22 protein-coding genes are annotated in these 22,158 nt (G+C 61.6%); 7 read left to right on the plus strand and 15 right to left on the minus strand.

Annotation, left to right across the window (positions count from 1 at the left end; genetic code table 11):
* Positions 1-233: 233 nt before the first annotated feature.
* Complete coding sequence (locus tag ABTV29_RS11000; protein ID WP_433770106.1) at positions 234-1,208, plus strand: LysR family transcriptional regulator; 975 nt, start codon at positions 234-236, stop codon at positions 1,206-1,208.
* Here the strand turns inward: ABTV29_RS11000 and ABTV29_RS11005 are convergent.
* The 9 genes from ABTV29_RS11005 to ABTV29_RS11045 all read right to left on the minus strand — a co-directional run bounded on the left by ABTV29_RS11005 (position 1,184) and on the right by ABTV29_RS11045 (position 7,613).
* Complete coding sequence (locus ABTV29_RS11005; RefSeq protein WP_433770108.1) at positions 1,184-1,612, minus strand: nuclear transport factor 2 family protein; 429 nt, start codon at positions 1,610-1,612, stop codon at positions 1,184-1,186. The genes ABTV29_RS11000 and ABTV29_RS11005 overlap by 25 nt on opposite strands.
* A gap of 26 nt (positions 1,613-1,638) precedes the next feature.
* Positions 1,639-2,370: an SGNH/GDSL hydrolase family protein gene (locus tag ABTV29_RS11010; RefSeq protein ID WP_433770110.1), complete on the minus strand. Its 732-nt coding sequence runs from the start codon at positions 2,368-2,370 to the stop codon at positions 1,639-1,641.
* Between the two features lie 226 nt (positions 2,371-2,596).
* A complete protein-coding gene (locus ABTV29_RS11015; RefSeq protein ID WP_433770112.1) occupies positions 2,597-2,917 on the minus strand; it encodes a type II toxin-antitoxin system YafQ family toxin in 321 nt (106 codons plus the stop codon).
* Positions 2,877-3,167 carry a type II toxin-antitoxin system RelB/DinJ family antitoxin gene (locus ABTV29_RS11020; protein WP_175380259.1) on the minus strand — a complete coding sequence of 97 codons (291 nt, stop codon included), beginning with the start codon at positions 3,165-3,167 and terminating at the stop codon, positions 2,877-2,879. The genes ABTV29_RS11015 and ABTV29_RS11020 overlap by 41 nt, the downstream gene beginning before the upstream one ends.
* 308 nt (positions 3,168-3,475) lie before the next feature.
* Positions 3,476-3,994, minus strand: a complete 519-nt coding sequence (locus ABTV29_RS11025; protein ID WP_433770114.1) for a hypothetical protein — start codon at positions 3,992-3,994, stop codon at positions 3,476-3,478.
* 242 nt (positions 3,995-4,236) lie between these two features.
* On the minus strand, positions 4,237-4,806 hold the full coding sequence (locus tag ABTV29_RS11030) for a chorismate mutase (RefSeq protein WP_433770116.1): 570 nt from the start codon (positions 4,804-4,806) through the stop codon (positions 4,237-4,239).
* Between the two features lie 108 nt (positions 4,807-4,914).
* On the minus strand, positions 4,915-5,205 hold the full coding sequence (locus ABTV29_RS11035) for a DUF7693 family protein (RefSeq protein WP_433770118.1): 291 nt from the start codon (positions 5,203-5,205) through the stop codon (positions 4,915-4,917).
* Positions 5,206-5,426: 221 nt separating this feature from the next.
* Positions 5,427-5,873: a hypothetical protein gene (locus tag ABTV29_RS11040; RefSeq protein WP_433770120.1), complete on the minus strand. Its 447-nt coding sequence runs from the start codon at positions 5,871-5,873 to the stop codon at positions 5,427-5,429.
* Between the two features lie 150 nt (positions 5,874-6,023).
* Positions 6,024-7,613 (minus strand): winged helix-turn-helix domain-containing tetratricopeptide repeat protein, encoded by a 1,590-nt coding sequence (locus tag ABTV29_RS11045; protein WP_433770122.1) that lies wholly within the window; start codon positions 7,611-7,613, stop codon positions 6,024-6,026.
* Positions 7,614-7,843: 230 nt separating this feature from the next.
* Here ABTV29_RS11045 and ABTV29_RS11050 point away from each other — a divergent pair, with 230 nt between their 5' ends.
* Together ABTV29_RS11050 and ABTV29_RS11055 are read left to right on the plus strand one after the other, a co-directional pair.
* On the plus strand, positions 7,844-8,605 hold the full coding sequence (locus ABTV29_RS11050) for an SDR family oxidoreductase (protein ID WP_433770124.1): 762 nt from the start codon (positions 7,844-7,846) through the stop codon (positions 8,603-8,605).
* Positions 8,606-8,993: 388 nt separating this feature from the next.
* Positions 8,994-9,695, plus strand: a complete 702-nt coding sequence (locus tag ABTV29_RS11055; RefSeq protein WP_433770126.1) for a tRNA (adenine(22)-N(1))-methyltransferase — start codon at positions 8,994-8,996, stop codon at positions 9,693-9,695.
* 124 nt (positions 9,696-9,819) lie between these two features.
* Here the strand turns inward: ABTV29_RS11055 and ABTV29_RS11060 are convergent, their stop codons facing one another.
* Positions 9,820-10,395, minus strand: coding sequence for a hypothetical protein (locus tag ABTV29_RS11060; protein ID WP_433770128.1), 576 nt, complete (start codon positions 10,393-10,395; stop codon positions 9,820-9,822).
* A 128-nt stretch (positions 10,396-10,523) separates the two neighbouring features.
* Entirely contained in the window at positions 10,524-11,408 is an 885-nt protein-coding gene (locus tag ABTV29_RS11065; protein WP_433770130.1) for a LysR substrate-binding domain-containing protein, read from the minus strand.
* Positions 11,409-11,566: 158 nt separating this feature from the next.
* On the opposite strand from ABTV29_RS11065, the gene ydiJ reads away from it, so the two are divergent.
* Entirely contained in the window at positions 11,567-14,590 is a 3,024-nt protein-coding gene (gene ydiJ / locus ABTV29_RS11070) for a D-2-hydroxyglutarate dehydrogenase YdiJ (protein ID WP_433771833.1), read from the plus strand.
* A gap of 78 nt (positions 14,591-14,668) precedes the next feature.
* Here ydiJ and ABTV29_RS11075 read toward each other — a convergent pair whose 3' ends face one another.
* From ABTV29_RS11075 to ABTV29_RS11085, 3 genes are all read right to left on the minus strand, one after another.
* Positions 14,669-15,193 (minus strand): hypothetical protein, encoded by a 525-nt coding sequence (locus ABTV29_RS11075; RefSeq protein ID WP_433770132.1) that lies wholly within the window; start codon positions 15,191-15,193, stop codon positions 14,669-14,671.
* A 623-nt stretch (positions 15,194-15,816) separates the two neighbouring features.
* Positions 15,817-16,698: an NmrA family NAD(P)-binding protein gene (locus ABTV29_RS11080; protein ID WP_433770134.1), complete on the minus strand. Its 882-nt coding sequence runs from the start codon at positions 16,696-16,698 to the stop codon at positions 15,817-15,819.
* Positions 16,699-16,816: 118 nt separating this feature from the next.
* Positions 16,817-17,458, minus strand: a complete 642-nt coding sequence (locus tag ABTV29_RS11085; protein ID WP_433770136.1) for an HD domain-containing protein — start codon at positions 17,456-17,458, stop codon at positions 16,817-16,819.
* Positions 17,459-17,592: 134 nt separating this feature from the next.
* Here ABTV29_RS11085 and ABTV29_RS11090 point away from each other — a divergent pair, with 134 nt between their 5' ends.
* On the plus strand, positions 17,593-18,633 hold the full coding sequence (locus ABTV29_RS11090) for a GlxA family transcriptional regulator (RefSeq protein ID WP_433770138.1): 1,041 nt from the start codon (positions 17,593-17,595) through the stop codon (positions 18,631-18,633).
* Between the two features lie 125 nt (positions 18,634-18,758).
* A complete protein-coding gene (locus tag ABTV29_RS11095; RefSeq protein WP_433770140.1) occupies positions 18,759-20,432 on the plus strand; it encodes a tetratricopeptide repeat protein in 1,674 nt (557 codons plus the stop codon).
* Between the two features lie 62 nt (positions 20,433-20,494).
* On the opposite strand, the gene ABTV29_RS11100 is transcribed toward ABTV29_RS11095, so the two are convergent.
* Positions 20,495-20,980, minus strand: a complete 486-nt coding sequence (locus tag ABTV29_RS11100) for a hypothetical protein (protein ID WP_433770142.1) — start codon at positions 20,978-20,980, stop codon at positions 20,495-20,497.
* A gap of 486 nt (positions 20,981-21,466) precedes the next feature.
* On the opposite strand from ABTV29_RS11100, the gene ABTV29_RS11105 reads away from it, so the two are divergent.
* Positions 21,467-21,949 (plus strand): cupin domain-containing protein, encoded by a 483-nt coding sequence (locus ABTV29_RS11105; protein ID WP_433770143.1) that lies wholly within the window; start codon positions 21,467-21,469, stop codon positions 21,947-21,949.
* The last annotated feature ends 209 nt before the right edge of the window (positions 21,950-22,158 follow it).

A 22,158-nucleotide genomic window follows, 5' to 3' on the forward strand; every position in this document is an offset into this window, starting at 1 on the left:
GACAAAAAACCCGAAAAATCTGCCACGTCACCCTCATAAGCCATTTATTGCATTGGGTTTTTTCCAGGTTGACCGGTAGCCGCCGCCGAGCCTTGGCTATACGCGAGTATTAGCGTGCGCACCCATCGCATGATCTCGCTGACCCCATGTACGACAGACGTTTTCAGCGCTTGGCCATAACCTGTGCAGGTACCTTCCCGAACTCTATGGCCGCGTGCCGGGTAGCGAATCCCATGAACAGAAATGACCTGCGTCGTGCCGACATCAACCTGCTGGTGGTTTTCGAGACGATGATGCATGAGCGGAATGTCAGCCGCGTCGGCGAAAAACTATTCCTCGGGCAGCCCACCATCAGCGGTGCACTGAGCCGATTGCGGGTGCTGTTCGACGACCCGTTGTTCATCCGTTGCGGGCGGGCCATGGAACCGACCCTGCGGGCCGAGGAAATCTTCGCCAACCTGTCGCCGGCGCTGGACGGCATCGCTGCTGCGTTGAGCCGCTGCCAGTCGTTCGATCCGCGTACCAGCGAGGCGACCTTTCATGTCGGGCTTTCCGATGATGTCGAATACGCGCTGTTGCCCAGGCTGTTGCGGCAGCTGCGGCTCGATGCGCCGAACATCAGCCTGGTCGTGCGGCGGGTCGACCAGCAGCAGATGACGCAACGGCTGGTCAATGGCGACATCTCCATGGGTATCAGCCACACCCTTGACCTGCCGGCCAATGCCCGCCGCAAATCCCTGCGGCCGATCCGGCCGGTGCTGCTGCGGGCCGATGGTCGACCCGGCGTCCTGGGGCTGGATGAATTCTGTCGACGCCCCCATGCCGTGGTGTCGTCCATGGGCAGCGCCACCGATGACACCGACCAGGCCCTGAGCCTGCTGGGTCGCCAGCGCAAGGTGGTGCTCACCGTGCCGCAGTTCAGCGCGCTGCCGGTGTTGCTGGCGCAAAGTGATTTGCTGGCGATCGTGCCGGATTACGTGGCGAAGGCGATGGCATCGGTGGGAGGCATGCGGGCTGAACCGGCGCCGCTGTCACTGCCGGTGCAGGAGCTTTCAATGGTGTGGCGCGCGGCGGCGCACAACGATCCGGGCGAACGCTGGTTGCGCTCGCGTTGCAGTGCGTTTCTGTGTGAGCCGGTCGAGTTGCAGGTAGTGCCCAAATCCCGACCGGCGCTGCACAACGATCAGGCCTTGCTGGCGGCCAGGTAAGCGCCGAGGCGCTTGCCCATTTCCTCGCCCAGGGCCTGCAAGCCACTCATGGGCCGGACCATCACTTCGAAATCGACGATTTTGCCCTGCTCGTTGAAGCGGATCATGTCGATGCCCTTGAGCTGTTTCTCACCGACTTTGGCGCTGAATTCGAGGATGACATTCAAGCCGTCGGCGGTCGCCAGTTCACGGTGGTAGGCAAAGTCTTCGAACACCTTGGACACCGTGTTGAGAATCATCGACACCACCGGCGCGCCCGGATACGGGGTATGCGCCATCGGCGAGCGGAACACCGCTTGCGGGTCCAGCAGGCTGGGCAGGGCCTTGAGGTCGCCGGTGCGGATCATCGCGTGCCACAGGCTCAAGGACTCGGCGGCCTTGGGGTGCAGTTGCAGTTCAGACATGGTCAACTCCTGTTTTTTGTTGTTGTTCAAAGCTTGCCTGATGCGGTGTCGGTCAGATGCCTGGCGATCAGCTGCGCGGCGTCGTCGGCCCAGGCACTGTAGATCGCCGGGCCCGGATGAAAACCGTCCCGCGCCATGGAGCCCGCCACGGGCGCCAGATGGGTCGTCAGCATCCTACAGTTATTCGTGCGATTGGCCAGCTGCGCGAGATGCGTATTGAAACGCGCGGCGCGATGGCCCAGGTACCAGCGCAGCGGTTGTGGCAGGGCCGGAAACAGATGCATGGGTGGAAGCGGGGAGAAGACGATCAGGCGGACCGCGAACCTGTCGGTCAGCACGTCTATCAGCTGTCGTTGGCGGGCGATCCACTGATCCGCCGACAGCAGACTGGTGACATCGTTGACGCCGATGGACAGCAACACCACATCGAAAGGTTCCGGCGCGTGCTGCTCCAGTCGGTCGAGCAGCGCCTGCGAATCCAGCCCCGACTGCGCCCGCAGCGACCAGCAGACTCGGCGCGTCCTGGCCAGGCGACTGACCAACTGGCCGCTCAACGCTTCACCCTGGGTCGCCGCCCCGACCCCCGCCGCAGCGCTGTCGCCGAGGATCAACAAGCGCAAAACATCGCCATCGCCGACCGTACCTTCGCGCTCGCCCTCGGCCTCCGGCAACTTCGGCGTGACCCGACGGGTATAGGCGCCCTGCATCAGTAGCAGGGGACCGAGCATGATTTTGGCCAGGGTTTCGGTTTTGCTCATTGGGAGGGGTCCAGAGAGGGAAGCCGTAGATTCGCTCGAAAAGCGGTCATGCGTCCATCGTCGGAACACTTGGCTGTGTAGGTGCTGTTTAGGAGCTGTGTAGGTGCTGTGTAGGTGCTGTGTAGGAGCTGTCGAGTGCAACGAGGCTGCGATCTTTTGATTTTGAAGATCAACAGATCGCAGCCTCGTTGCACTCGACAGCTCCTACAGGGGGCGGGACAGGGCGTTATTTGAACAGTTCAGAGTGGCTTCCGAGATCGACAAATGTCAGCAGGTCGGGACGGGTGTGTTCATAAATCATCAAGAAGTCACCCCCGATATGACACTCTCGAAAACCAGCCCAGTCTCCCGACAATGCATGGTCCAGATACTCCGCTGGTAGTGTCTCTCCCAGAAAAAGCATGACCATCACCTGTCGAACTTCATTCATGTCACGGCGCCCGGCGCGTTTGTAGCGTTCCCACGACTTCTTGAATTCCGAGGTCTGTGCACATTGCCTGGGCAGCTCAGCGCGCTTTTGCTTTTTCTCCGGTTTCGCCATCTGCATCCCTCAGCATTTCGTCCACGGAGTCGAACCGCTGCCGAATCTCTCTTGCTTGCATCATGGCGCGTGCGGTTTTCTCCGAAGGGACGCGAACCTCAAACGGGAGGCCCTGAGTCGCCACGACCTGACGAAGAAAAAGACGCATGGCATCACTGATGCTCAGGCCGCAGGCGCTCAAGACTTCAGTCGCTTGCGCTTTCAATTCCTCATCAATGCGGCAACGCACGTCCGTCGTTTTCAGTAATGCACCCATGGTTATCACCTCATCGTCAATTTGTAGCTACATTGGCGCTACCTCCAGCATTCTGGTCGAGCCGAGACTCTTGGGTCAACTTCAGCTTGATGGGCGGCGTGAAACCGCTTCAGCCAACTGAATTTTTCGTCTGACATTTCAATGGATAACGCGTGCCACGAATATCAGCCTGATCCCTTAATGGGTGGGGATGCCTCTCGCCTTGACGCAGGACACTTCCGAAGATGTTGAACGTTGTTTAAACACCCACGAAAAAGCCCGGCTGATCAGGCCGGGCTTTTTGTGGGTGTTGCAGCGCAGCGATGTATTCAGGCGACGGTATTGCCTTGCAGGCGGTCGGAGCCATCGGCAGCGACGGTGTTGCCTTGCAGGCGGTCGGAGCCATCGGCGGCGACGGTGTTGCCTTGCAGGCGGTCGGAGCCATCGGCGGCGACAGTGTTGCCTTGCAGGCGGTCGGAGCCATCGGCGGCGACGGTGTTGCCTTGCAGACGGTCGGAGCCGTCGGCGGCGACGGTGTTGCCTTGCAGGCGGTCGGAGCCATCGGCAGCGACGGTGTTGCCTTGCAGGCGGTCGGAGCCATCGGCGGCAACGGTGTTGCCTTGGAGGCGGTCGGAACCATCGGCGGCGACGGTGTTGCCTTGCAGGCGATCAGAACCATCGGCAGCCACTCGATTTTCAATCAGGCGGTCAGAACCACCTTCAGCCACACGGCTTTCGATCAGACGATCCGAGCCGCCTTCAGCGACTACGGGTTGAACGGAGGTAGCGGCAAAAGCGTTAACTGCGAAAACCGAGAAAGCGATGCTGAGGATGGTTTGGCGTTTCATGATCGTGTGCTCCGGGGGTGTTCTTGGTTGGTATGGAGCAGATGTTACGCCGTGCAGTTTTTAAGAGAACTTCATTGAGTTAATGGTGACTATTGATGCAGTCAATGGGTGGGGAAACGCGGCTTTCCCTGTAGGAGCGAGCTTGCTCGCGATGGACGCCAGGGCAACGCGGGGAATCAGGTACCCAGCGTCATCGTTGACCTCCATCGCGAGCAGGCTCGCTCCTACAGGGAAATAGGGGGTTATTGATCCGTCACGCACAACTCCCCGGTGGCGCGGATCAGGGCCTGGCCGTGCAGGGCGTCCTTGATCAGGCCGGAGCGTTGTTCCGCCAGCCAGACCGGGCATTGCGGGTCGACGCGATAGGGGGCGAAGGCGGCGTATTGCTGCAGCATCAGGATCTGCAGCTGATCCAGTTTCGGCCGCAGCTTGTTGAGGTCCGGCCGTGGCACATCAGGTGCCCGGTGCGCGGCTTGCCATTGCGCGATCAAACCGTATTGCACCAGTTTGTTGGCTTCGATCTGGGCCGCGACCAGATCGGCCGCCTCATCGGGGTTCAGCTTGTGCTCGGTGGCCTGTTTCCTGGCGTTGGCGATCACCAGCGCCTCGCGGGCGGTGTCCTGGATCGGCTTGCCACTGTCCCATTTGGTCAGCGCGACCTCATCGGCGATGTTCAGGCGCTCGTTGATGGTGGCCAGCAAGGGTTGCAGTGCCTCGGGTGCCGGGGAGGGCGCGGCGGCATGGGTGACACCGGCGAGCAGGCAGGACAGGGCGCAGGTCAGCAATTGCGGCAGGCGTGGGCAGTGAAACATAAGCAAACCTCTTGGACACGGGAGCACTCAGGCCTATGTAACACAGCCGAGGTAGATGAACGATAGTTCAAGAGTGTCAGCGCCGATACACAAGCGCAGCGGGGGGAGTCAGGCCAGAGCGAGCAAACGCTCGATCTGCGCCAGTTCCCAGGTGCTGAGCAAACTCACCGGGTCGGTGCCGAAGCGCTGCCCGCCATCGAACACCCGACCGTCCGGGCTCTGGCAATGCAGGCAGTGGCGCAGGTGAATGCCGTCCATATCGAGGGTCAATCGCCAGCCTTCGATGTCGACGCGCATCGGGCCGGGGCCGGGGTGTTCATCCAGTGAGGTGAGCGGGCGAAGTTCCAGGGCGGCGTCGCGCAATTGCTGGTACACCTCGCGGGCAGTCAGGGGCGGCACAGGTATCTCCGTCGGATATGGGCAGCACAGAATAACCCTGTAGGAGCGAGCTTGCTCGCGATGCAGGCCCAGACAACGCGGGTGTTCAGGCAGCCAGCGTTATCGTTGACGTCCATCGCGAGCAAGCTCGCTCCTACAGTCGATCGCCCACAATCCCGGGCACGAAAAAGCCCGGCTGATCAGGCCGGGCTTTTTGTGGGTACTGCGATGCAGCGGGCTGTTTATGCAGCGCGGTATTTGATCAGGCGATCGGCACCGCCTTCAGCGACCAGGTTGCGCAGCAGACGATCCGAGCCATCGGCGGCGACGGTGTTGCCTTGCAGACGGTCGGAACCATCGGCGGCAACGGTGTTGCCTTGCAGGCGGTCGGAGCCATCGGCAGCGACAGTGTTGCCTTGCAGGCGGTCAGAGCCGTCAGCTGCAACTTCGTTGCCTTTCAAGCGATCCGAACCATCGGCAGCTACTGCATTACGTTTTTCCAGCAGGCGATCAGCGCCACCCTCAGCGACACGATTCTGTTGCAGACGATCAGAACCGCCTTCAGCCACACGGCTTTCGATCAGACGATCCGAGCCGCCTTCAGCGACCACAGGTTGGGCAGAAGTAGCGGCAAAAGCGTTAACTGCGAAAACCGAGAAAGCGATGCTGAGGAGGGTCTGGCGTTTCATGATCGTGTGCTCCGGGGTGTAATGGGTTGGTATGGAGCAGATGTTACGCGGCAGGATTTTTAAGAGAACTTCATTGATGTGATGGTGAACATTGACGCGATTGATACAGCGAAATGCACACCCATGATGATGTCCTGTGGCGCAGCGCCCTCATTCAGGCAGCCCGGCCAGACGCAGTCCTTCGCTGAACCGCGCGAGATCTTCCGGTCGCTGGATCGGCAGCCAGTCCTTGAGCCGGGAGATGCGCAGGGCAGGATCCAGTTCGTGCAGGCGCTGCATCGCCTGGGCGGCCTTGTCCATCCGGCCACTGAGGGCATGACAGGCGGGCAACAGCGCCGCGACAGGCAGCAGGGTAGGGAGGTTTCTCAAGGCCTTTTCCGCCCATTCCGTGGCGCAGTCGTAGCGCCCGGCGAAGAAATGCGAGAGGGCCATGCCCACCTGCATCCTGTACATCTCCGGGTCCACGGGGCTCAGGCGCGCGGCATGGGTCAAATCCTTGATGGCTGACTCGGTGTCCCCCCGCAGCGTGCGCAGGATACCGCCGAGAAACCATGCCGGGGCCAGGTTGGGGTTGAGCAGGCGTGCCCGGTCGAGCAGGGCGATGCCGCCATCGACATCGCCGGCGAGATGGGCCAGCGCATGGCCGCCGCGGGTCAGGGCCACTGCATCATCCCGACCCAGCTCCACGGCCAGGCGTGCCAGGCGCACGCCCTCGGCAATTTCTCGATCACGGTCCGTCAACCAGCCATTCAATTTGCGCCAGAAGTGGCACCAGGCAGCCATGCCGTAAGCCGAGGCGAACTCCGGATCGAGCTCGATGGCTTTGTAGAACAGCGGCAGTGCCAGCTCCAGCGCCTCACGGGTGCCGCTGTGCAGCTTGGCCATGCCGCGCAGGTAATAGTCGTAGGCGTCCAGGCTCTCCGTCGGCTTGCGCTTGGCGCGTTCGATTTCCGCCCGTTCCAGTTGCGGCGCGATGGCGCCCACCACGCTTTCGGCTATCTGGTCCTGCAGCTCGAAAATGTCATCGAGCAGCCCCTCAAAGCGTTCCGCCCAAATGTGCGTCCCGCTCCTGGCATCGATCAGTTGCCCGGTGATGCGCACCTTGTTCCCGCTTTTGCGCACGCTGCCCTCCAGCACATAGCGCACGCCGAGCTCCTGGCCGACGCCCTTGACGTCGACCGAGCGGCCTTTGAAGGTGAAGCTGGAATTGCGCGCGATGACAAACAGCCAGCGGATGCGCGAGAGGGCGGCGGTGATGTCCTCCACCATGCCGTCGGCGAAATACTCCTGCTCCGGGTCGCCACTGAGATTGTGGAAGGGCAGGACCATGATGGAGGGCTTGTCCGGCAGGCCCAGTGCGGGTGAGGGCTCTGGCAGGTCGACTGGCGTGGTTGGGTTGATGTCCGGCTCTTCGGTCAAAGGCCCGATATCGTCGGCCTTCAGCTGGCCTACAAAGCGATAACCCTTGCGCGCCACGGTGCGCACCAGGCGCTGTTCCTCGCCGGTATCGCCGATGGCCTTGCGCACCGCGTTGATGTGGCTGGTGATGGTCGATTCGGAGACGATGCGCCCGGCCCACACGGCCTTGAGCAGGTCATCCTTGCTGACTACCCGTTCGTGGTTGCTGATCAGCAGCAACAACAGGTCGAAGACCTGCGGCCCGACGGTCACGACCTGCCCGCGCAGGGTCAGCTCCCGGCGTTCCTGATCGAGTACGTAATCTTCAAACACGAATGGCAAAGTGAGAAACCCCTGTCCGGATGCCCCCCGACTCCGTGTCCGAGCTGGCGTAAGTGCGTGATGTCGATGATACGGCAGGCAAGCGCTGTCGCACACCGCTGGCGTTGGACGAAAAACCAAGACTCTCCAAAGGGAAACTCAAGGCCGGCACAAGGACTTGCCCCAGGCGTGCAGGCAATCTGCACCTACCCCGACGGCAAATGGGTGCCGTCGACAACTGGAGAGCCGCCATGAAGATTGTCGTAATTGGAGGCACCGGCCTCATTGGATCGAAACTTGTGAAGAACCTGCGTAAGCGCGGCCATGAAGCGCTCGCCGCTTCGCCCAGGACGGGCGTCAACAGCGTCACCGGCGAGGGCCTGGCCGAGGCTCTGGAGGGCGCGGAAATCGTGGTCGACGTGTCCAACGCGCCGGTCTGGGAAGATCAGGCGGTGCTCGATTTTTTCAAGACCTCGACGCGCAACCTGCTGGCCGCCGAAGCAGTGGCCGGCGTACGTCATCACGTCGCGCTGTCGGTGGTCGGCACCGATCGGCTGCCCGAGAGCGGTTACTTCCGGGCCAAGGTCGCCCAGGAAGAGATGATCGAGGCATCGGCCGTGCCTTACACGGTCCTGCGGGCCACGCAGTTCTTCGAATTTGTCGGCGGCATTGCGCAATCGTCCACGGTCGGCGAGCAGGTCTTCCTTTCCCCGGCGCTGATCCAGCCCATGGCCTCCGACGACGTGGCAGCGGCATTGACCGAAATCACCCTGCAACCGCCGGTCAACGGCACCGTGGAAATCGCCGGTCCCGAGGCGATGCCCCTGGATGAGTTGATCAGGCGTTTCCTGCGCATCACCCGGGATGACCGCAAAGTGGTGCCGGACGTGCATGCCCACTACTTCGGGGCCGTGCTTGACGATCAGTCGCTGACACCTGGCCGGAATTCTCTGCTGGGTTCCATTCACTTCGAGGACTGGCTCGAACGGTCGGTGGCTCAAACCGCCCGCTGAGGCTCTCGATGTGGCCCATTCGGGTAAACGCGGCGCATTTGAGATCATCGCGAGCAGGCTCGCTCCTACAGGTTTTCCATGTCGAACCAGCGATTCGAGTACACCATTTCCCCATGTGGGAGCGGGCTTGCTCGCGAAAGCGTCGTGTCAGCCGACATCAATAGTGACTGACCTGACGCTTTCGCGAGCAAGCCCGCTCCCACACTGGTCATTGGTCGAACCGGGAATCCTGTGGGAGCGAGCCTGCTCGCGATGGTGTTGAACCATTACTCGCACTCTGATTGCATGACCCCGGTCGCCTGAATTTGTAAAACACGCCATTGCCCGACAAAATCGCCCCCCGATCCGGCCCAGGGTGCCGGACGTTCGCGGTAGAAAGGGGTTGCAGTTGAACGAACAGACATTGTCCATGCGCCTGGAGCGCGTGGCGGCGCATGTGCCGGCGGGGGCGCGGTTGGCGGATATCGGCTCCGACCACGGTTATCTGCCGGTGGCGTTGATGCACCGTGGCGTGATCACGGCGGCGGTGGCGGGGGAGGTGGCCTTGACGCCGTTCCACGCTGCGGCACGGACCGTCCGTGAAAACGGCCTGGACGGGCAGATCACCGTGCGCCTGGCCAACGGGCTGGCGGCCATCGAGTCTGCCGACGGCATCACCGCGATCAGCCTGTGCGGCATGGGGGGCGAGACAATTCGCGACATCCTCGACAGCGGCAAGGCGCGCCTGAGCGGTCAGGAGCGGTTGATCCTGCAACCCAACGGCGGCGAACAACCCTTGCGGCAATGGCTGATGGACAACGGCTACCGCATCCTCTTTGAAGAAGTGCTGCGGGAAAACCGCTTCGACTACGAAATCATCGTCGCCGAGCGCGCCGGACCTGTGACCTACACCGCCGAAGAACTCTACTTCGGGCCGCTGCAAATGCAGGCCCGCAGCCCGGCATTCCTCGACAAGTGGCAGCGCAGGCTGCGCCAGAAGCGAAAGACCCTGAACGGCTTCGCCAAGGCACAGCAAGCGGTACCCGAAGCGACCGTGCAGGACATCACCCGTCAGGTGCGGTGGATCAGCGAGCTGTTGACCACCCCCTAATCCCTGTAGGAGCGAGCCTGCTCGCGATGGAGGCAAACGATAACGCTGGCAGCCTGACACCCCGCGGCGCTCTCAGGTTCATCGCGAGCGAGCTCGCTCCTACAGGTGATTGATGTCGTGCACGCTAGCGCGACGTTTCAACCTTCAGCACTTCCGTATGAATGGCTTCGACCGTCTGTCCCGCCCGGAAGTCCTTCAGATGTGCCTGCACCTTCGGATCCACCACGGTGACGATCTGCTCATTGCCATCGGGGTGCAGCAGGACCACCTGATTGTTCGCCACGTCGACGCGAGTGACCTTCAACGTCACCTTGACGGTGCGATACATCTCACCGCCCGGGAGGTTGTCAGGGGAGGCGCGGTTCACCCAGGTGTCATTGCTGACCGCAGGCTTGCCATTGATGTCGGTGTCCAGCACGTAATCGATCGAACGGGTCACGCGAATATCGACCTTGTCGCCGACTTTCAGATTGTGCAGCGCCTTGGCCTGATCGGTGAGCTGGAAGGGAACCGGGCGCTTGTCGAGGCCTTCGATGGTGACCTGGTGCTTGGCCGAATCGACAGCCAGCACCTGCGTTTGAAAGTGTTCACTCGAGGCTTCGCTGTTCAGCGGCACCTCTTGCGCATGGGCTGCAAGGCTGGCGCTGGTCACGAGCGATGCGAGGGCAAGGGCGCGGGTAAACGAGTGAAGTGATTTCATAGGCCGGCTTTCCATGTAATGGGTGACAGAGCGGCGCGCAGGGTATCACTTCGCCGTGGGCTGCCCGTGCGCCAAAGCATAGTCAGCGATTGCCGACAGGGTGATGCGAAGTGCTTGTGTCGTGGGGCTCAGATCTGCTCCAGCAACCAGGTCCGAAACGCAACCAGCGAGGGCAGCATTTCGTTGCGCGGCGGGTACGCCAGGTAGTAACTGCGCTGGCTGGCGAAGGGCTGGTCGAGGCTGATCAGTTCGCCGGCGGCCAGTTCGTCGGTCACCAGGATGCGCGGCACCAGGCCGATGCCGATGCCGGCCCTGACGGCCTGGATCAAGTGCGAGGTGAGTTCGAAGCTCGGTCCCAAGCGCATCATTCGGTGCGGCAGGCCGTGGTGGCTGAACCACTCACCCCAGACATTGGCGTTGCTCGCGACGTTGAGCAGCGTCTGGCCGCCAATGCGCATGGGTGTCCAGTCGTCATAAAGCCCGGCTGTTTCCGGCGAGATGACCACCATCAGTTCTTCGGTATGCAGGCGATGGCTGATCAACCCCGGCAGGTCGTTGGCGCCGACGACGATCGCCGCGTCGATGCCGCTGGTTTCGAAGTCGATGGCGTCAATGCGCGAATTGATGTGCACCAGCATGCCGGGGTGGGTCTTGTAGAAGTCATGCAGGCGCGGCAACAACCATTTCGAGCCGAAGGTGGGCAGGGTGGCCAGGCGCAGGGTGCCACGGCCTGATTGATAGGCCATGGCCTGCAAGGTGGCGCTGCGAATGCGTCCGAGGGCTTCACTCAACTCCCGCTGATACAGGCGGCCGACATCGGTCAGTTGCACTTGCCGGCCTTCGCGGCGAAACAGGCTCAGGCCCAGTTGCTGCTCCAGCGCCTGGACCTGCCGGCTCACGGCGCTCTGGGTCAGGGACAGTTCCGTGGCGGCGCGGGTATAGCTTTCATGTCGCGCGGCGGCTTCAAAGGCCAGCAATAACGACATGGAAGGGGTGAGGTGGCGGTAATTCATTCGTAAAAGTCATCGATAGCGGCAGGAATATCCATTTGTCTGGCGCCAGAGCCCGCGGGATCATTGGCAAAGCCGACGATTCGAGACTGACCCATTAATGTTCTGGCGACAAGAGTTTTGATTTTTCCATGATGAGATCGACCACCCAACAGACTTCGATGATTGCTCGGTTGCCCGCCGTTGCTCCCGCGGCCCTCTACCCGGAATTTCTTCAAGCCCTGAGCGCCAGCGGCTTTCAGGGCCAGCTCAGTGCCGACTACGCGACCCGCACGGTACTGGCGACGGACAACTCGATTTATCAGCGCCTGCCGCAAGCGGCAGTGTTCCCCCTGGACGCCGATGACATCGCGCGCATCGCGACCCTGATGGCCGAACCGCGCTTTCGCCACATCAAGCTGACCCCTCGCGGCGGTGGCACGGGCACCAACGGTCAGTCGCTGACCGACGGCATCGTGGTCGACCTGTCGCGGCACATGAACCGCATCCTTGAAATCAACGTCGCCGAACGCTGGGTGCGGGTGCAGGCGGGCGTGGTCAAGGACCAGCTCAATGCCGCGCTCAAGCCGCACGGGCTGTTCTTCGCCCCGGAGCTGTCGACCTCTAACCGCGCCACCATCGGCGGCATGATCAACACCGACGCCAGTGGCCAGGGCAGTTGCACTTACGGCAAGACCCGTGACCATGTGCTGGAGTTGGACAGCGTGCTGCTCGGCGGCGATCGCCTGCACAGCCGGCCCTTGTCGGACACCGAGCTGCAAGCGGCGTGCGCGCAGCCCGGGCGCATCGGCGAGGTGTACCGCGTGGCGCGGCAGATTCAGGAAACCCAGGCCGACCTGATCGAGTCGGTATTCCCCAAGCTCAACCGCTGCCTGACCGGTTACGACCTGGCGCACCTGCGCGATGAGCAGGGGCGTTTCAACCTCAACAGCGTGCTGTGCGGGGCCGAAGGCTCGCTGGGCTACATCGTCGAAGCCAAGCTCAACGTGCTGCCGATTCCCAAATATTCGGTGCTGGTGAACGTGCGCTACAGCAGTTTCATGGACGCGTTGCACGATGCCAATGCGTTGTTGGCGCACAAGCCGCTGTCGATCGAAACCGTGGACTCCAGGGTGTTGATGCTGGCGATGAAAGACATCGTCTGGCACAGCGTCGCCGAGTATTTCCCCAGCGATGCCGGGCGCCCGACCCTGGGCATCAACCTGGTGGAGTTCTGCGGTGACGAGGTGGCAGAGGTGAACGCTCGCGTGGCGGCCTTTGTCGAGCATCTGCAGACCGACACCACGATCGAGCGGCTGGGCCACACCCTGGCCGAAGGCGCCGCGGCCGTGGGTCGCGTGTACGGCATGCGCAAGCGTTCGGTGGGACTTCTGGGCAACGTCGAGGGCGAAATTCGCCCGCAGCCTTTCGTGGAGGACACCGCGGTGCCGCCGGAGCGTCTGGCCGACTACATCGCGGAATTCCGCGCCTTGCTCGACGGCCACGGCCTGACCTACGGCATGTTTGGCCACGTCGATGCGGGCGTGTTGCACGTGCGCCCGGCACTGGACATGAAAGACCCGGCCCAGGCCGCACTGGTCAAGCCGATTTCCGACGCGGTGGCCGAATTGACGCGGCGCTACGGCGGGCTGCTGTGGGGCGAACACGGCAAGGGCCTGCGTTCGGAATACGTGCCGGATTTCTTCGGCGAGCTGTATCCGGCGCTGCAATCGCTCAAGGGCGCTTTCGATCCGCACAACCAGCTCAACCCCGGCAAGATCTGCACGCCGCCGGGCGCTGCCGAAGGTTTGCTCAAGGTCAATGAAGTGACCCTGCGTGGTGATCTGGATCGGCAAATCGACGAACGCGTCTGGCAGAGCTTCGGCACCGCCATGCACTGCAACGGCAACGGCGCCTGCTACAACTACGACCCCAACGATGCGATGTGCCCGTCGTGGAAAGCCACCCGTGAACGCCAGCATTCGCCGAAGGGCAGGGCGTCGCTGATTCGCGAATGGTTGCGCCTGCAAGGTGCGGCGGATATCGATGTGTTGCAGGTGGCGCGCGGCAAGTTGTCCTGGTTGAGCGGCTTGCCCGCCCGGTTGCGCAATAATCTGTCGCGCTCGCGGGGCGAGGCGGATTTTTCCCATGAAGTCTATGACGCGATGGCTGGCTGCCTGGCTTGCAAATCCTGCGCAGGGCAGTGCCCGATCAAGGTCAACGTGCCGGAGTTCCGTTCGCGATTTCTGGAGCTGTATCACGGTCGTTATCAGCGCCCGCTGCGCGACTACCTGATCGGCTCGCTGGAGTTCACCATTCCTTACTTGGCACGGGCCCCGGGCCTGTACAACGCGGTGATCGGCTCGAAATGGGTGAGTCGCCTGCTGGAGCAGCAGGTGGGCATGCTCGACAGCCCGTTGATCCACCGCCACAACCTGCAAACCACCCTGACTGCCTGCAAGGTCGCGGTGGCCAGCGTGCCGGCCCTGCGCGAGCTCAGTGCCGCCCAGCGTTTACGCAGTGTGGTGTTGGTGCAGGATGCCTTCACCCGTTACTTCGAAACGCCGTTGCTGGCGAACTTCATACAGCTGGCGCATCAACTGGGCTATCGGGTGTTCCTGGCGCCTTACAGCGCCAACGGCAAGCCGTTGCACGTGCAGGGTTTCCTCGGCGCCTTCGCCAAGGCAGCGATCCGTAACGCCACTCAGCTCAAGGCCCTGGCCGATTGCGGCGTACCGCTGGTGGGCCTCGACCCGGCGATGACCCTGGTCTATCGCCAGGAATACCAGAAGGTACCCGGCATCGAGGACTGCCCGAAGGTCCTGCTGCCCCAGGAATGGCTCATCGACGCCTTGCCTGAGCAGCAAGTTCCCGCGACCGGAACCTTCCGTCTGCTGGCGCACTGCACCGAAAAAACCAATGCACCGGCCGCCACCGCGCAATGGGAAAAGCTGTTTGCCCGTATCGGCCTCAAGCTGGTCACCGAAGCGACCGGATGCTGCGGCATGTCCGGCACCTATGGCCATGAAGCACGCAACCAGGACACCTCGCGGACCATTTTCGAACAGTCATGGGCGGACAAACTGGATAAAGAGGGAGAGGCACTGGCCACGGGTTACTCGTGCCGCAGCCAGGTCAAGCGGCAGGCCGACGTGCAACTGCGTCACCCGCTGGAAGTGGTGCTTGAACATGTGATCAGGCGCTGATTGCCCGATTCACGGACACAAAAAAGCCCGGCTGATCAGACCGGGCTTTTTTGTGGGTGTTGCAGTGATGCGAAGGGGTTAGGCGACAGTGTTGCCTTGCAGGCGGTCGGAGCCGTCGGCGGCGACGGTGTTGCCTTGCAGGCGGTCAGAACCATCGGCGGCGACGGTGTTGCCTTGCAGGCGGTCGGAACCATCGGCAGCGACGGTGTTGCCTTGCAGGCGGTCGGAACCATCGGCGGCGACGGTGTTGCCTTGCAGGCGGTCGGAGCCATCGGCGGCTACGGTGTTGCCTTGCAAGCGGTCAGAGCCATCGGCGGCGACGGTGTTGCCTTGCAGGCGATCGGAGCCGTCAGCGGCCACTTCGTTGCCTTTCAAACGATCCGAACCATCGGCAGCTACTGCGTTACGTTTTTCCAGCAGGCGATCAGCGCCACCTTCTGCAACACGATTCTGTTGCAGGCGGTCAGAACCACCTTCAGCCACACGGCTTTCGATCAGACGATCCGAGCCGCCTTCAGCGACTACGGGTTGAACGGAGGTAGCGGCAAAAGCGTTAACTGCGAAAACCGAGAAAGCGATGCTGAGGATGGTTTGGCGTTTCATGATCGTGTGCTCCGGGGTGTTCTAGGTTGGTATGGAGCAATTGTTACCCCGCAGGCTTTTCAACAGAACTTGATTGACGTGATTGCGAACATCGACGGCATTGATAGAACGGGCGGCGCACCGCTCGTGGCTGTGATGTTGCCATCAGGACCTGCGAACGCGATCACTGTGGGAGCGAGCCTGCTCGCGATGGACGCCAACGATGACGCGGACTGTCTTGGAGAAATGCGGTGTATTGGCAACCATCGCGAGCAGGCTCGCTCCTACAGGGGATTGGCTGTGTGCCCAAATTCCCAGTTCGGCACAGAACATTGTAGGAGCGAGCCTGCTCGCGATGGCCGTCAACGATGACGCGGGCTGTCTGGGAGAAATGCGGTGTATTGACGATCATCGCGAGCAGGCTCGCTCCCACAGGGGGATTGGCTGTGTACCCAAATTCCCGGTTCGGCACAGAACACTGTAGGAGCGAGCCTGCTCGCGATGGACGTCAACGATGACGCGGACTGTCTTGGAGAAATGCGGTGTATTGACGATCATCGCGAGCAGGCTCGCTCCTACAGGGGATTGGCTGTGTACCCAAATTCCCGGTTCGGCATAGAACATTGTGGGAGCGAGCCGGTCAGTCACGCATAGGCGTCCCGGTTTTTTTCGATGAACGCTTGCACGGTCAACGCTGGCGTGCCGGTAACGTCCTCCACCACATCGTTCACCCCCGCAAACACGCCTTCGCGATAATCCTGAGCGACTTCGACCAGGTGTTGAACCAGCGCCGATGGAAACTGGTATTGCTGCTCCATCTTCAGTTTGAACGCCTCGATCGAGATCGGTGCGTACTGGATTGGCATACCCAATACCTCGCTCATGGCAGCAGCGATCCCGGCGTGGTCCATCTCGACCGGGCCGTGCAGGCTGTAGATCCTGCCTTCGTGCCCCGCGGGGTTGGCCAGCAGATGGGCGATCACGCGTCCCTGGTCGTCGCTGCTGATCGGTGCGTGACGACCGTTCTCGAAGGGGAATTCGATTTTTTTCGTGTCCCGGATTTCTTTCGCAAAGTGCGGGTAAACCAGCCAGTCGGCGAAGAAGGTTGGACGCAGGTGCGTTGTCGGTACACCCGACCAGTCGAAAACCCGTTCGCTGATCCAGTGATCCCGGGCCAGATGGCTTCTGGACTCTCGCCGCGCGGAGATCTGCGACATGTTGACGATTGCCTGTACCCCGGCTTCCTTCGCCGCCTGGGCAAAATACGCCGCGCCTTCGACGATTCCCGAGGCCAGCGGATAGAGGAAATAGGCAGAGCGGATGCCTTCCATCGCCGCACGGATCGCATCGATATCGGTGAAGTCGCCGATGGCAATCTCCACCCCGCGCTCACGCAGGGCTGCGGCTCGCTCGTCGTCCGAGCGGACGTAAGCCCGCACGCGCTTGCCCATCCTGAGCAGCTCATCAATGGCAGCTCCACCCGTGCGTCCGGTTGCACCGCTTACAAGAATTTCTGCTTCGCTCATTACCGTATTCCTCTCAAGAAATCGGAGCTCAGGCTCCTGACAATTGCCTTAAACCACCGTCCGCCTGGTCCACTTGCTCCTGAATTCCGGTTACCTGCAAACGACGCGGCGTTGCCGCTCAACTGTCGAATGGCGCGTTGTCGATCAGGTCGCACACGTTCGGGCAATCGAACCCATGAATATGCCGGCGCCCGACATCCGCCAGCCCGGTACCGATGGCGGTATGCGGTTTTTTCCTGGCCACTTCGGCCACCGCCTGGGCAAACGCGGCTTTCATGCCGACGCGGGGATACAGCGCGAGCGTGTCGTCGATCAGCGAGGGGGTGATTTGCTCCATGAACAGGCCCATCACATCGACGTGTGCCCCCATGTAGATCAGGGCGATTTCCGCCTGCTTGCGGTCGGCGATACCGGCGCTGGAGTGAAGGGCGATGGCATCCCAGACCAGCTCCGCTTTCTCTTGCGAGTAGCCGTTCGATAGCAGGAACCGGCTGGCCGCATCAGCACCATCGACTTCAAAACGCTGGTCGGCGCAGAATTCGTCGGTGAGCCCCAGGTCATGCAGCAGTGCCGCGAGATAGACAGTTTCGCGGTCGTACTTCAGACCACGACGCTGACCGAGGAAATCGGCGAACCACCATGTGCGGTGCACGTGATTGCGGATCGCTCTGGAGTGGACCCGATCAACGAGCGATGCCGCCTTGCGGGTGAGTTCGGAGTCCGGGGCGATGATGCCGCCGATAGCAACTGGGGTAATCATGTGGGCTTACCAAGTGAAGTTGACCTGTCTCCACTTTAAAGACTCACCAATGTCCAAAATGACTATTTACGGTTGATTTGTGCCAGAGTGATTCAGTGGTCAAACATTCACGCCCTTCGATTGAGGATCCATCCGTGAAGAAAACATCGAGCAGCCGTTCGCGGCGCGTCAGCCAGGCGCAAAAACGCGTGGTGATCCTGGGCTTGAACCCGGTGGACGCGCTCGACGTCATCGGCCCGGCGGAGGTCTTTACCGTTGCCAACCGCCTGTATGGCGGCGAGGTGGCGCCTTACCAGCTTGAACTGGTGTCTTCTGCGGCCGACGTTCATCTGCAAAGCGCTACCGGCATTGGCCTGGTCGCCCACAAAACCCTTGCGCAGGAGCGCCTGGACGGCAAACCCATCGACACCCTGATCGTCGCCACCGGCTGGGACTCGGCGACCGACCCGGACCGCGAGGCAGTGGCCTGGATACGCGAGCGGTCGGCGAACGTACGCCGCGTGTGTTCGATCTGCGTCGCCGCGTTTGCCCTGGCAGGCGCCGGGCTCCTGGAGGGGCGTCGGGCGACCACCCACTGGGGGGCGGCACACCTGTTGGCCGAGCGTTATCCCGGGGTCAAGGTCGATGCCAACCCGATCTGGATCAAGGACGGCAATATCTATACCTCGGCAGGCATCTCGGCTGGCATCGATCTGGCGCTGGCCCTGGTCAGCGAGGACCTTGGGAGCGGGATCGCGATGGACATCGCGAAGAACCTGGTCCTGTTCCTGCGTCGTCCGGGTGGCCAGGCTCAGTTCAGCGTGACCCTGCAATCCCAGCATACGAGCGGTTCGAGCCTGGATGAGTTGTGCGTCTGGATCAGCGAGCACTTGCACACGGAACTGACGGTCGAGATTCTCGCCGACCAGATGTCGACCAGCGTCAGAACCTTGATTCGCATGTTTGCGCGAGACCTGAAAACCACACCGGCGAAGTATGTCGAGGATGTTCGACTGGAGGCCGCGTGCCGGGCGTTCGAGATGGGAGGGCGCTCGATGGAGGAGATCGCGCGCCGATGCGGCTACAACAGCATCGATGTGCTGCGCAAAGCCTTCGTCCGACGTCTGGGAGTCAGTCCCAAGGAATACGCAATGCGTTTCGCGCGCGATGACAGGGCTGCCCGGGCCTGGGGTTGACGGGCAGGGGTTGAGAGGGTCGGGCGGCGCTGACGCGGCATGTCGTCGGCTGCAACGACTGGCCACCGGGGCGGGGGTATGCTGGTGCTTCGCAGGTTTCATGCTCTGGTCGAGAGGATAAACCGATGCACGACTATTACGATTTGGGCACCTACAGCCGTCCGGTGACGACCCGTTCGCCGCAAGCCCAGCTCTGGTTCGACCGTGGACTGATGTGGTGCTACGGCTACAACCACGACGAATCCATCCGCTGTTTCCAGGAAGCCCTAAAGCACGACCGCAATTGCGCGATGGCCTACTGGGGCATCGCCTATGCCTCGGGTCCCAACTACAACAAGCGCTGGGACGCCTTCATCGAACGCGAGCTGAAAGAAGCCGTGGCCCAGGCCCGATTGGCCACGCAAATCGCCCTGGTGCATCTCGACGGCGCAACGCCGGTGGAACAGGCACTGATCCGCGCAATCCAGCAGCGCTACCAGGCCGAAGAGGCCGCCAGCGTTGAAGAGCTTTTCACTTGGAACGATGCCTATGCGACGTCCATGCGCGATGTCTACAACGCCTTCCCCGATGACCCCGACGTGGTCGCGCTGTTCGCCGAAGCCCTGATCGACTGCACGCCCTGGCAGTTGTGGGATTTGAAAACCGGTGAGCCGGCAGCCGGCGCCGATACCCTGGAGACCGTGGCCGTGCTCGAACGGGCCCTGCAACACATGGAGCAACAGGGCGCCGAGCCACACCCCGGCGTGCTGCATATGTACCTGCACACGATGGAGATGTCGCCGTATCCGGAGCGGGCCTTGCGCGCTGGCGATCTGCTGCGCGACCTGGTGCCGGACGCCGGTCACCTGCGCCATATGCCGTCGCACATCGACGTGCTCTGCGGCGATTACCGCGGGGCCATGATCACCAATCACCGGGCGATCCAGGCCGACAGCCAATACCTGGCGCAGGAAGGGCCGATCAACTTTTACACGCTGTACCGCAGCCACAACTACCACTTCAAACTCTACTCGGCGATGTTCCTCGGCCAATATCGACCGGCCCTGGACGCCGCCGAACAATTGAGCGAAACCATCAAGGAAGAACTGCTGCGCGTGGAGCAACCGCCCATGGCCGACTGGCTGGAAAGCTTCGTATCGATGAAGGTCCACGTACAGATCCGTTTCGGCAAATGGCCCGACATCCTCGCCACACCGCTGCCTGAAGACCAGGCGCTGTACTGCGTGACCACCGCCATGCTGCATTACGCCAAGGGCGTGGCCCACGCCGCCTGCGGGCAAGTCGCTGCCGCCGAAAACGAGCATCACCTGTTTCTGGAAGCCTGGGCCCGGGTGCCGGACACGCGCTACCTCTTCAACAATAAATGCAACGACATCCTGGCGGTGGCGGCCGGCATGCTGCGCGGCGAAATCGAGTACCGCAAAGGCAACGTCGACGAAGCCTTCGCCCACCTGCGCGAGGCGCAATCGCTGGACGATCACTTGCCCTATGACGAGCCCTGGGGCTGGATGCAACCGGTGCGTCACGCACTGGGCGCGGTGCTGCTGGAACAGGGCAGGGTGGAAGAAGCCTTGCACGCCTACAGCGCCGACCTCGGCCTGGACAACACCCTCAGCCGCGCGTCCTGGCATCTGGACAACGTGTGGAGCCTGCATGGGTATGTGGAGTGTCTGAAACGACTGGGGCGCGAAGTGGAAGCGGCGGCTGCGCAAGTGCGGCTCAACCTGGCCATGGCGCGAGCGGATGTGGAGATCAAGGCATCGTGTTTTTGTCGGATCGGGAAGGGGTGCTGCCAGTAAAAATGAAAAAGCCCGGCTGATCAGACCGGGCTTTTTGTGGGTGTTGCGGTGAAGCGAAGTCTTCAGGCGACAGTGTTGCCGTGCAGGCGGTCGGAACCGTCGGCGGCCACGGTGTTGCCTTGCAGGCGGTCAGAGCCATCGGCAGCGACGGTGTTGCCTTGCAGGCGGTCGGAGCCATCGGCGGCAACGGTGTTGCCTTGCAGGCGGTCGGAGCCGTCAGCGGCGACTGTGTTGCCTTGCAGGCGGTCGGAGCCATCGGCGGCGACAGTGTTGCCTTGCAGGCGGTCAGAGCCGTCAGCGGCCACTTCGTTGCCTTTCAAACGATCCGAACCATCGGCAGCTACTGCGTTACGTTTTTCCAGCAGGCGATCAGCGCCACCTTCTGCAACACGATTCTGTTGCAGGCGATCGGAACCACCTTCAGCCACACGGCTTTCGATCAGACGATCCGAGCCGCCTTCAGCGACCACGGGTTGAACGGAGGTAGCGGCGAAAGCGTTAACTGCGAAAACCGAGAAAGCGATGCTGAGGATGGTTTGGCGTTTCATGATCGTGTGCTCCGAGGGTGTTCTTGGTTGGTATGGAGCAATTGTTACCCCGCAAGCTTTTCAATAGAACTTGATTGACGTGATTGCGAACATCGACGGCATTGATAGAACGAACGGCGCACCGCTCGTGGCCGTGATGATGCACTCAGTACCTGCGAACGCGACCCCTGTGGGAGCGAGCCTGCTCGCGATGGACGCCAACGATGACGCGGGCTGTCTGGAGAAATGCGGTGTATTGGCAACCATCGCGAGCAGGCTCGCTCCTACAGGGGGATTGGCTGTGTACCCAAATCCCCGGTTCGGCACAGAACACTGTAGGAGCGAGCAAGCTCGCTCCTACAGAGGGAAATGCGGTCAGACCGTTGATTACATTGCGTATCAACTGTATTGCGCCACCCCATCGTTATCATCCTTGGCGATCACTAATACAGTGAACCAAACGGTTTCGTATGAGTGACGGAGTAGGGGTCTTTGATGAACAAAAACATGTTTAAAACCGCAGGCCTGACAGCATTGCTTGCCGCCAGCGCAGCCATCCCCTTGGCCCAGGCAGAGCCATTGCCACTGGATAAAACGGGTTCTCTGCATAACGAAGACGTGGAATGGCGCAGCTTTCCCGCCTTCCCGAAAGAAGTAAAACTCGCTGTCATCGCCGGCGACCCGAGCAAACCGGCGCCTTACGTGGTACGCGTCAAAGTCCCCAACGGCATCAAGCTGATGCCCCATGTCCATCCTGAAAATCGCATCTACACCGTCATGTCCGGTGTTTTCTACATCGGTTTCGGCACGGTTTTCGACCCCGACAAACTGGTTGCCTACGGCCCAGGCAGCGTAGTGATCCTGCCGGCCAACACCCCGCATTTCCATTGGGCCAGATCAGGGGAATACATCTCCCAGGTCTACGGGACCGGGCCGTTGGGGATCGAGTACATCGATAAACAGGATGATCCTCGCAATTCGCCGAAGTAAGAAAGAGATCTGGACGCTGGCATGCGAGCCTGCTCGCGAATTCGGTGCAGAGGCTGGCAGGCAAACGTATTGCCGGGGGACTCGGTGATACGAAAAGCCCGGCTGATCAGGCCGGGCATTTTGGGTTCGTCAGAAATCCAGGGGGCTGCAGGACGTCTGATTTGCGCGTTATCGTTCACGGTCATCGCGAGCAAGCTCGCTCCTACAGG

Source organism: Pseudomonas putida, from assembly GCF_050989985.1.
GTDB lineage: Bacteria > Pseudomonadota > Gammaproteobacteria > Pseudomonadales > Pseudomonadaceae > Aquipseudomonas > Aquipseudomonas putida_AI.

What these genes read in the sequence shown, in the direction of transcription:
- ABTV29_RS11005 (WP_433770108.1), bottom strand. Translation starts at nt 1,612, where the DNA reads ATGTCTGAACTGCAACTGCACCCCAAGGCCGCCGAGTCCTTGAGCCTG.
- ydiJ (WP_433771833.1), top strand. Translation starts at nt 11,567, where the DNA reads ATGATTGCTCGGTTGCCCGCCGTTGCTCCCGCGGCCCTCTACCCGGAA.
- ABTV29_RS11100 (WP_433770142.1), bottom strand. Translation starts at nt 20,980, where the DNA reads ATGAAACGCCAAACCATCCTCAGCATCGCTTTCTCGGTTTTCGCAGTT.
- ABTV29_RS11085 (WP_433770136.1), bottom strand. Translation starts at nt 17,458, where the DNA reads ATGATTACCCCAGTTGCTATCGGCGGCATCATCGCCCCGGACTCCGAA.
- ABTV29_RS11000 (WP_433770106.1), top strand. Translation starts at nt 234, where the DNA reads ATGAACAGAAATGACCTGCGTCGTGCCGACATCAACCTGCTGGTGGTT.
- ABTV29_RS11050 (WP_433770124.1), top strand. Translation starts at nt 7,844, where the DNA reads ATGAAGATTGTCGTAATTGGAGGCACCGGCCTCATTGGATCGAAACTT.
- ABTV29_RS11020 (WP_175380259.1), bottom strand. Translation starts at nt 3,167, where the DNA reads ATGGGTGCATTACTGAAAACGACGGACGTGCGTTGCCGCATTGATGAG.
- ABTV29_RS11075 (WP_433770132.1), bottom strand. Translation starts at nt 15,193, where the DNA reads ATGAAACGCCAAACCATCCTCAGCATCGCTTTCTCGGTTTTCGCAGTT.
- ABTV29_RS11030 (WP_433770116.1), bottom strand. Translation starts at nt 4,806, where the DNA reads ATGTTTCACTGCCCACGCCTGCCGCAATTGCTGACCTGCGCCCTGTCC.
- ABTV29_RS11025 (WP_433770114.1), bottom strand. Translation starts at nt 3,994, where the DNA reads ATGAAACGCCAAACCATCCTCAGCATCGCTTTCTCGGTTTTCGCAGTT.
- ABTV29_RS11010 (WP_433770110.1), bottom strand. Translation starts at nt 2,370, where the DNA reads ATGAGCAAAACCGAAACCCTGGCCAAAATCATGCTCGGTCCCCTGCTA.
- ABTV29_RS11015 (WP_433770112.1), bottom strand. Translation starts at nt 2,917, where the DNA reads ATGCAGATGGCGAAACCGGAGAAAAAGCAAAAGCGCGCTGAGCTGCCC.
- ABTV29_RS11060 (WP_433770128.1), bottom strand. Translation starts at nt 10,395, where the DNA reads ATGAAATCACTTCACTCGTTTACCCGCGCCCTTGCCCTCGCATCGCTC.
- ABTV29_RS11040 (WP_433770120.1), bottom strand. Translation starts at nt 5,873, where the DNA reads ATGAAACGCCAGACCCTCCTCAGCATCGCTTTCTCGGTTTTCGCAGTT.
- ABTV29_RS11105 (WP_433770143.1), top strand. Translation starts at nt 21,467, where the DNA reads ATGTTTAAAACCGCAGGCCTGACAGCATTGCTTGCCGCCAGCGCAGCC.
- ABTV29_RS11065 (WP_433770130.1), bottom strand. Translation starts at nt 11,408, where the DNA reads ATGAATTACCGCCACCTCACCCCTTCCATGTCGTTATTGCTGGCCTTT.
- ABTV29_RS11080 (WP_433770134.1), bottom strand. Translation starts at nt 16,698, where the DNA reads ATGAGCGAAGCAGAAATTCTTGTAAGCGGTGCAACCGGACGCACGGGT.
- ABTV29_RS11095 (WP_433770140.1), top strand. Translation starts at nt 18,759, where the DNA reads ATGCACGACTATTACGATTTGGGCACCTACAGCCGTCCGGTGACGACC.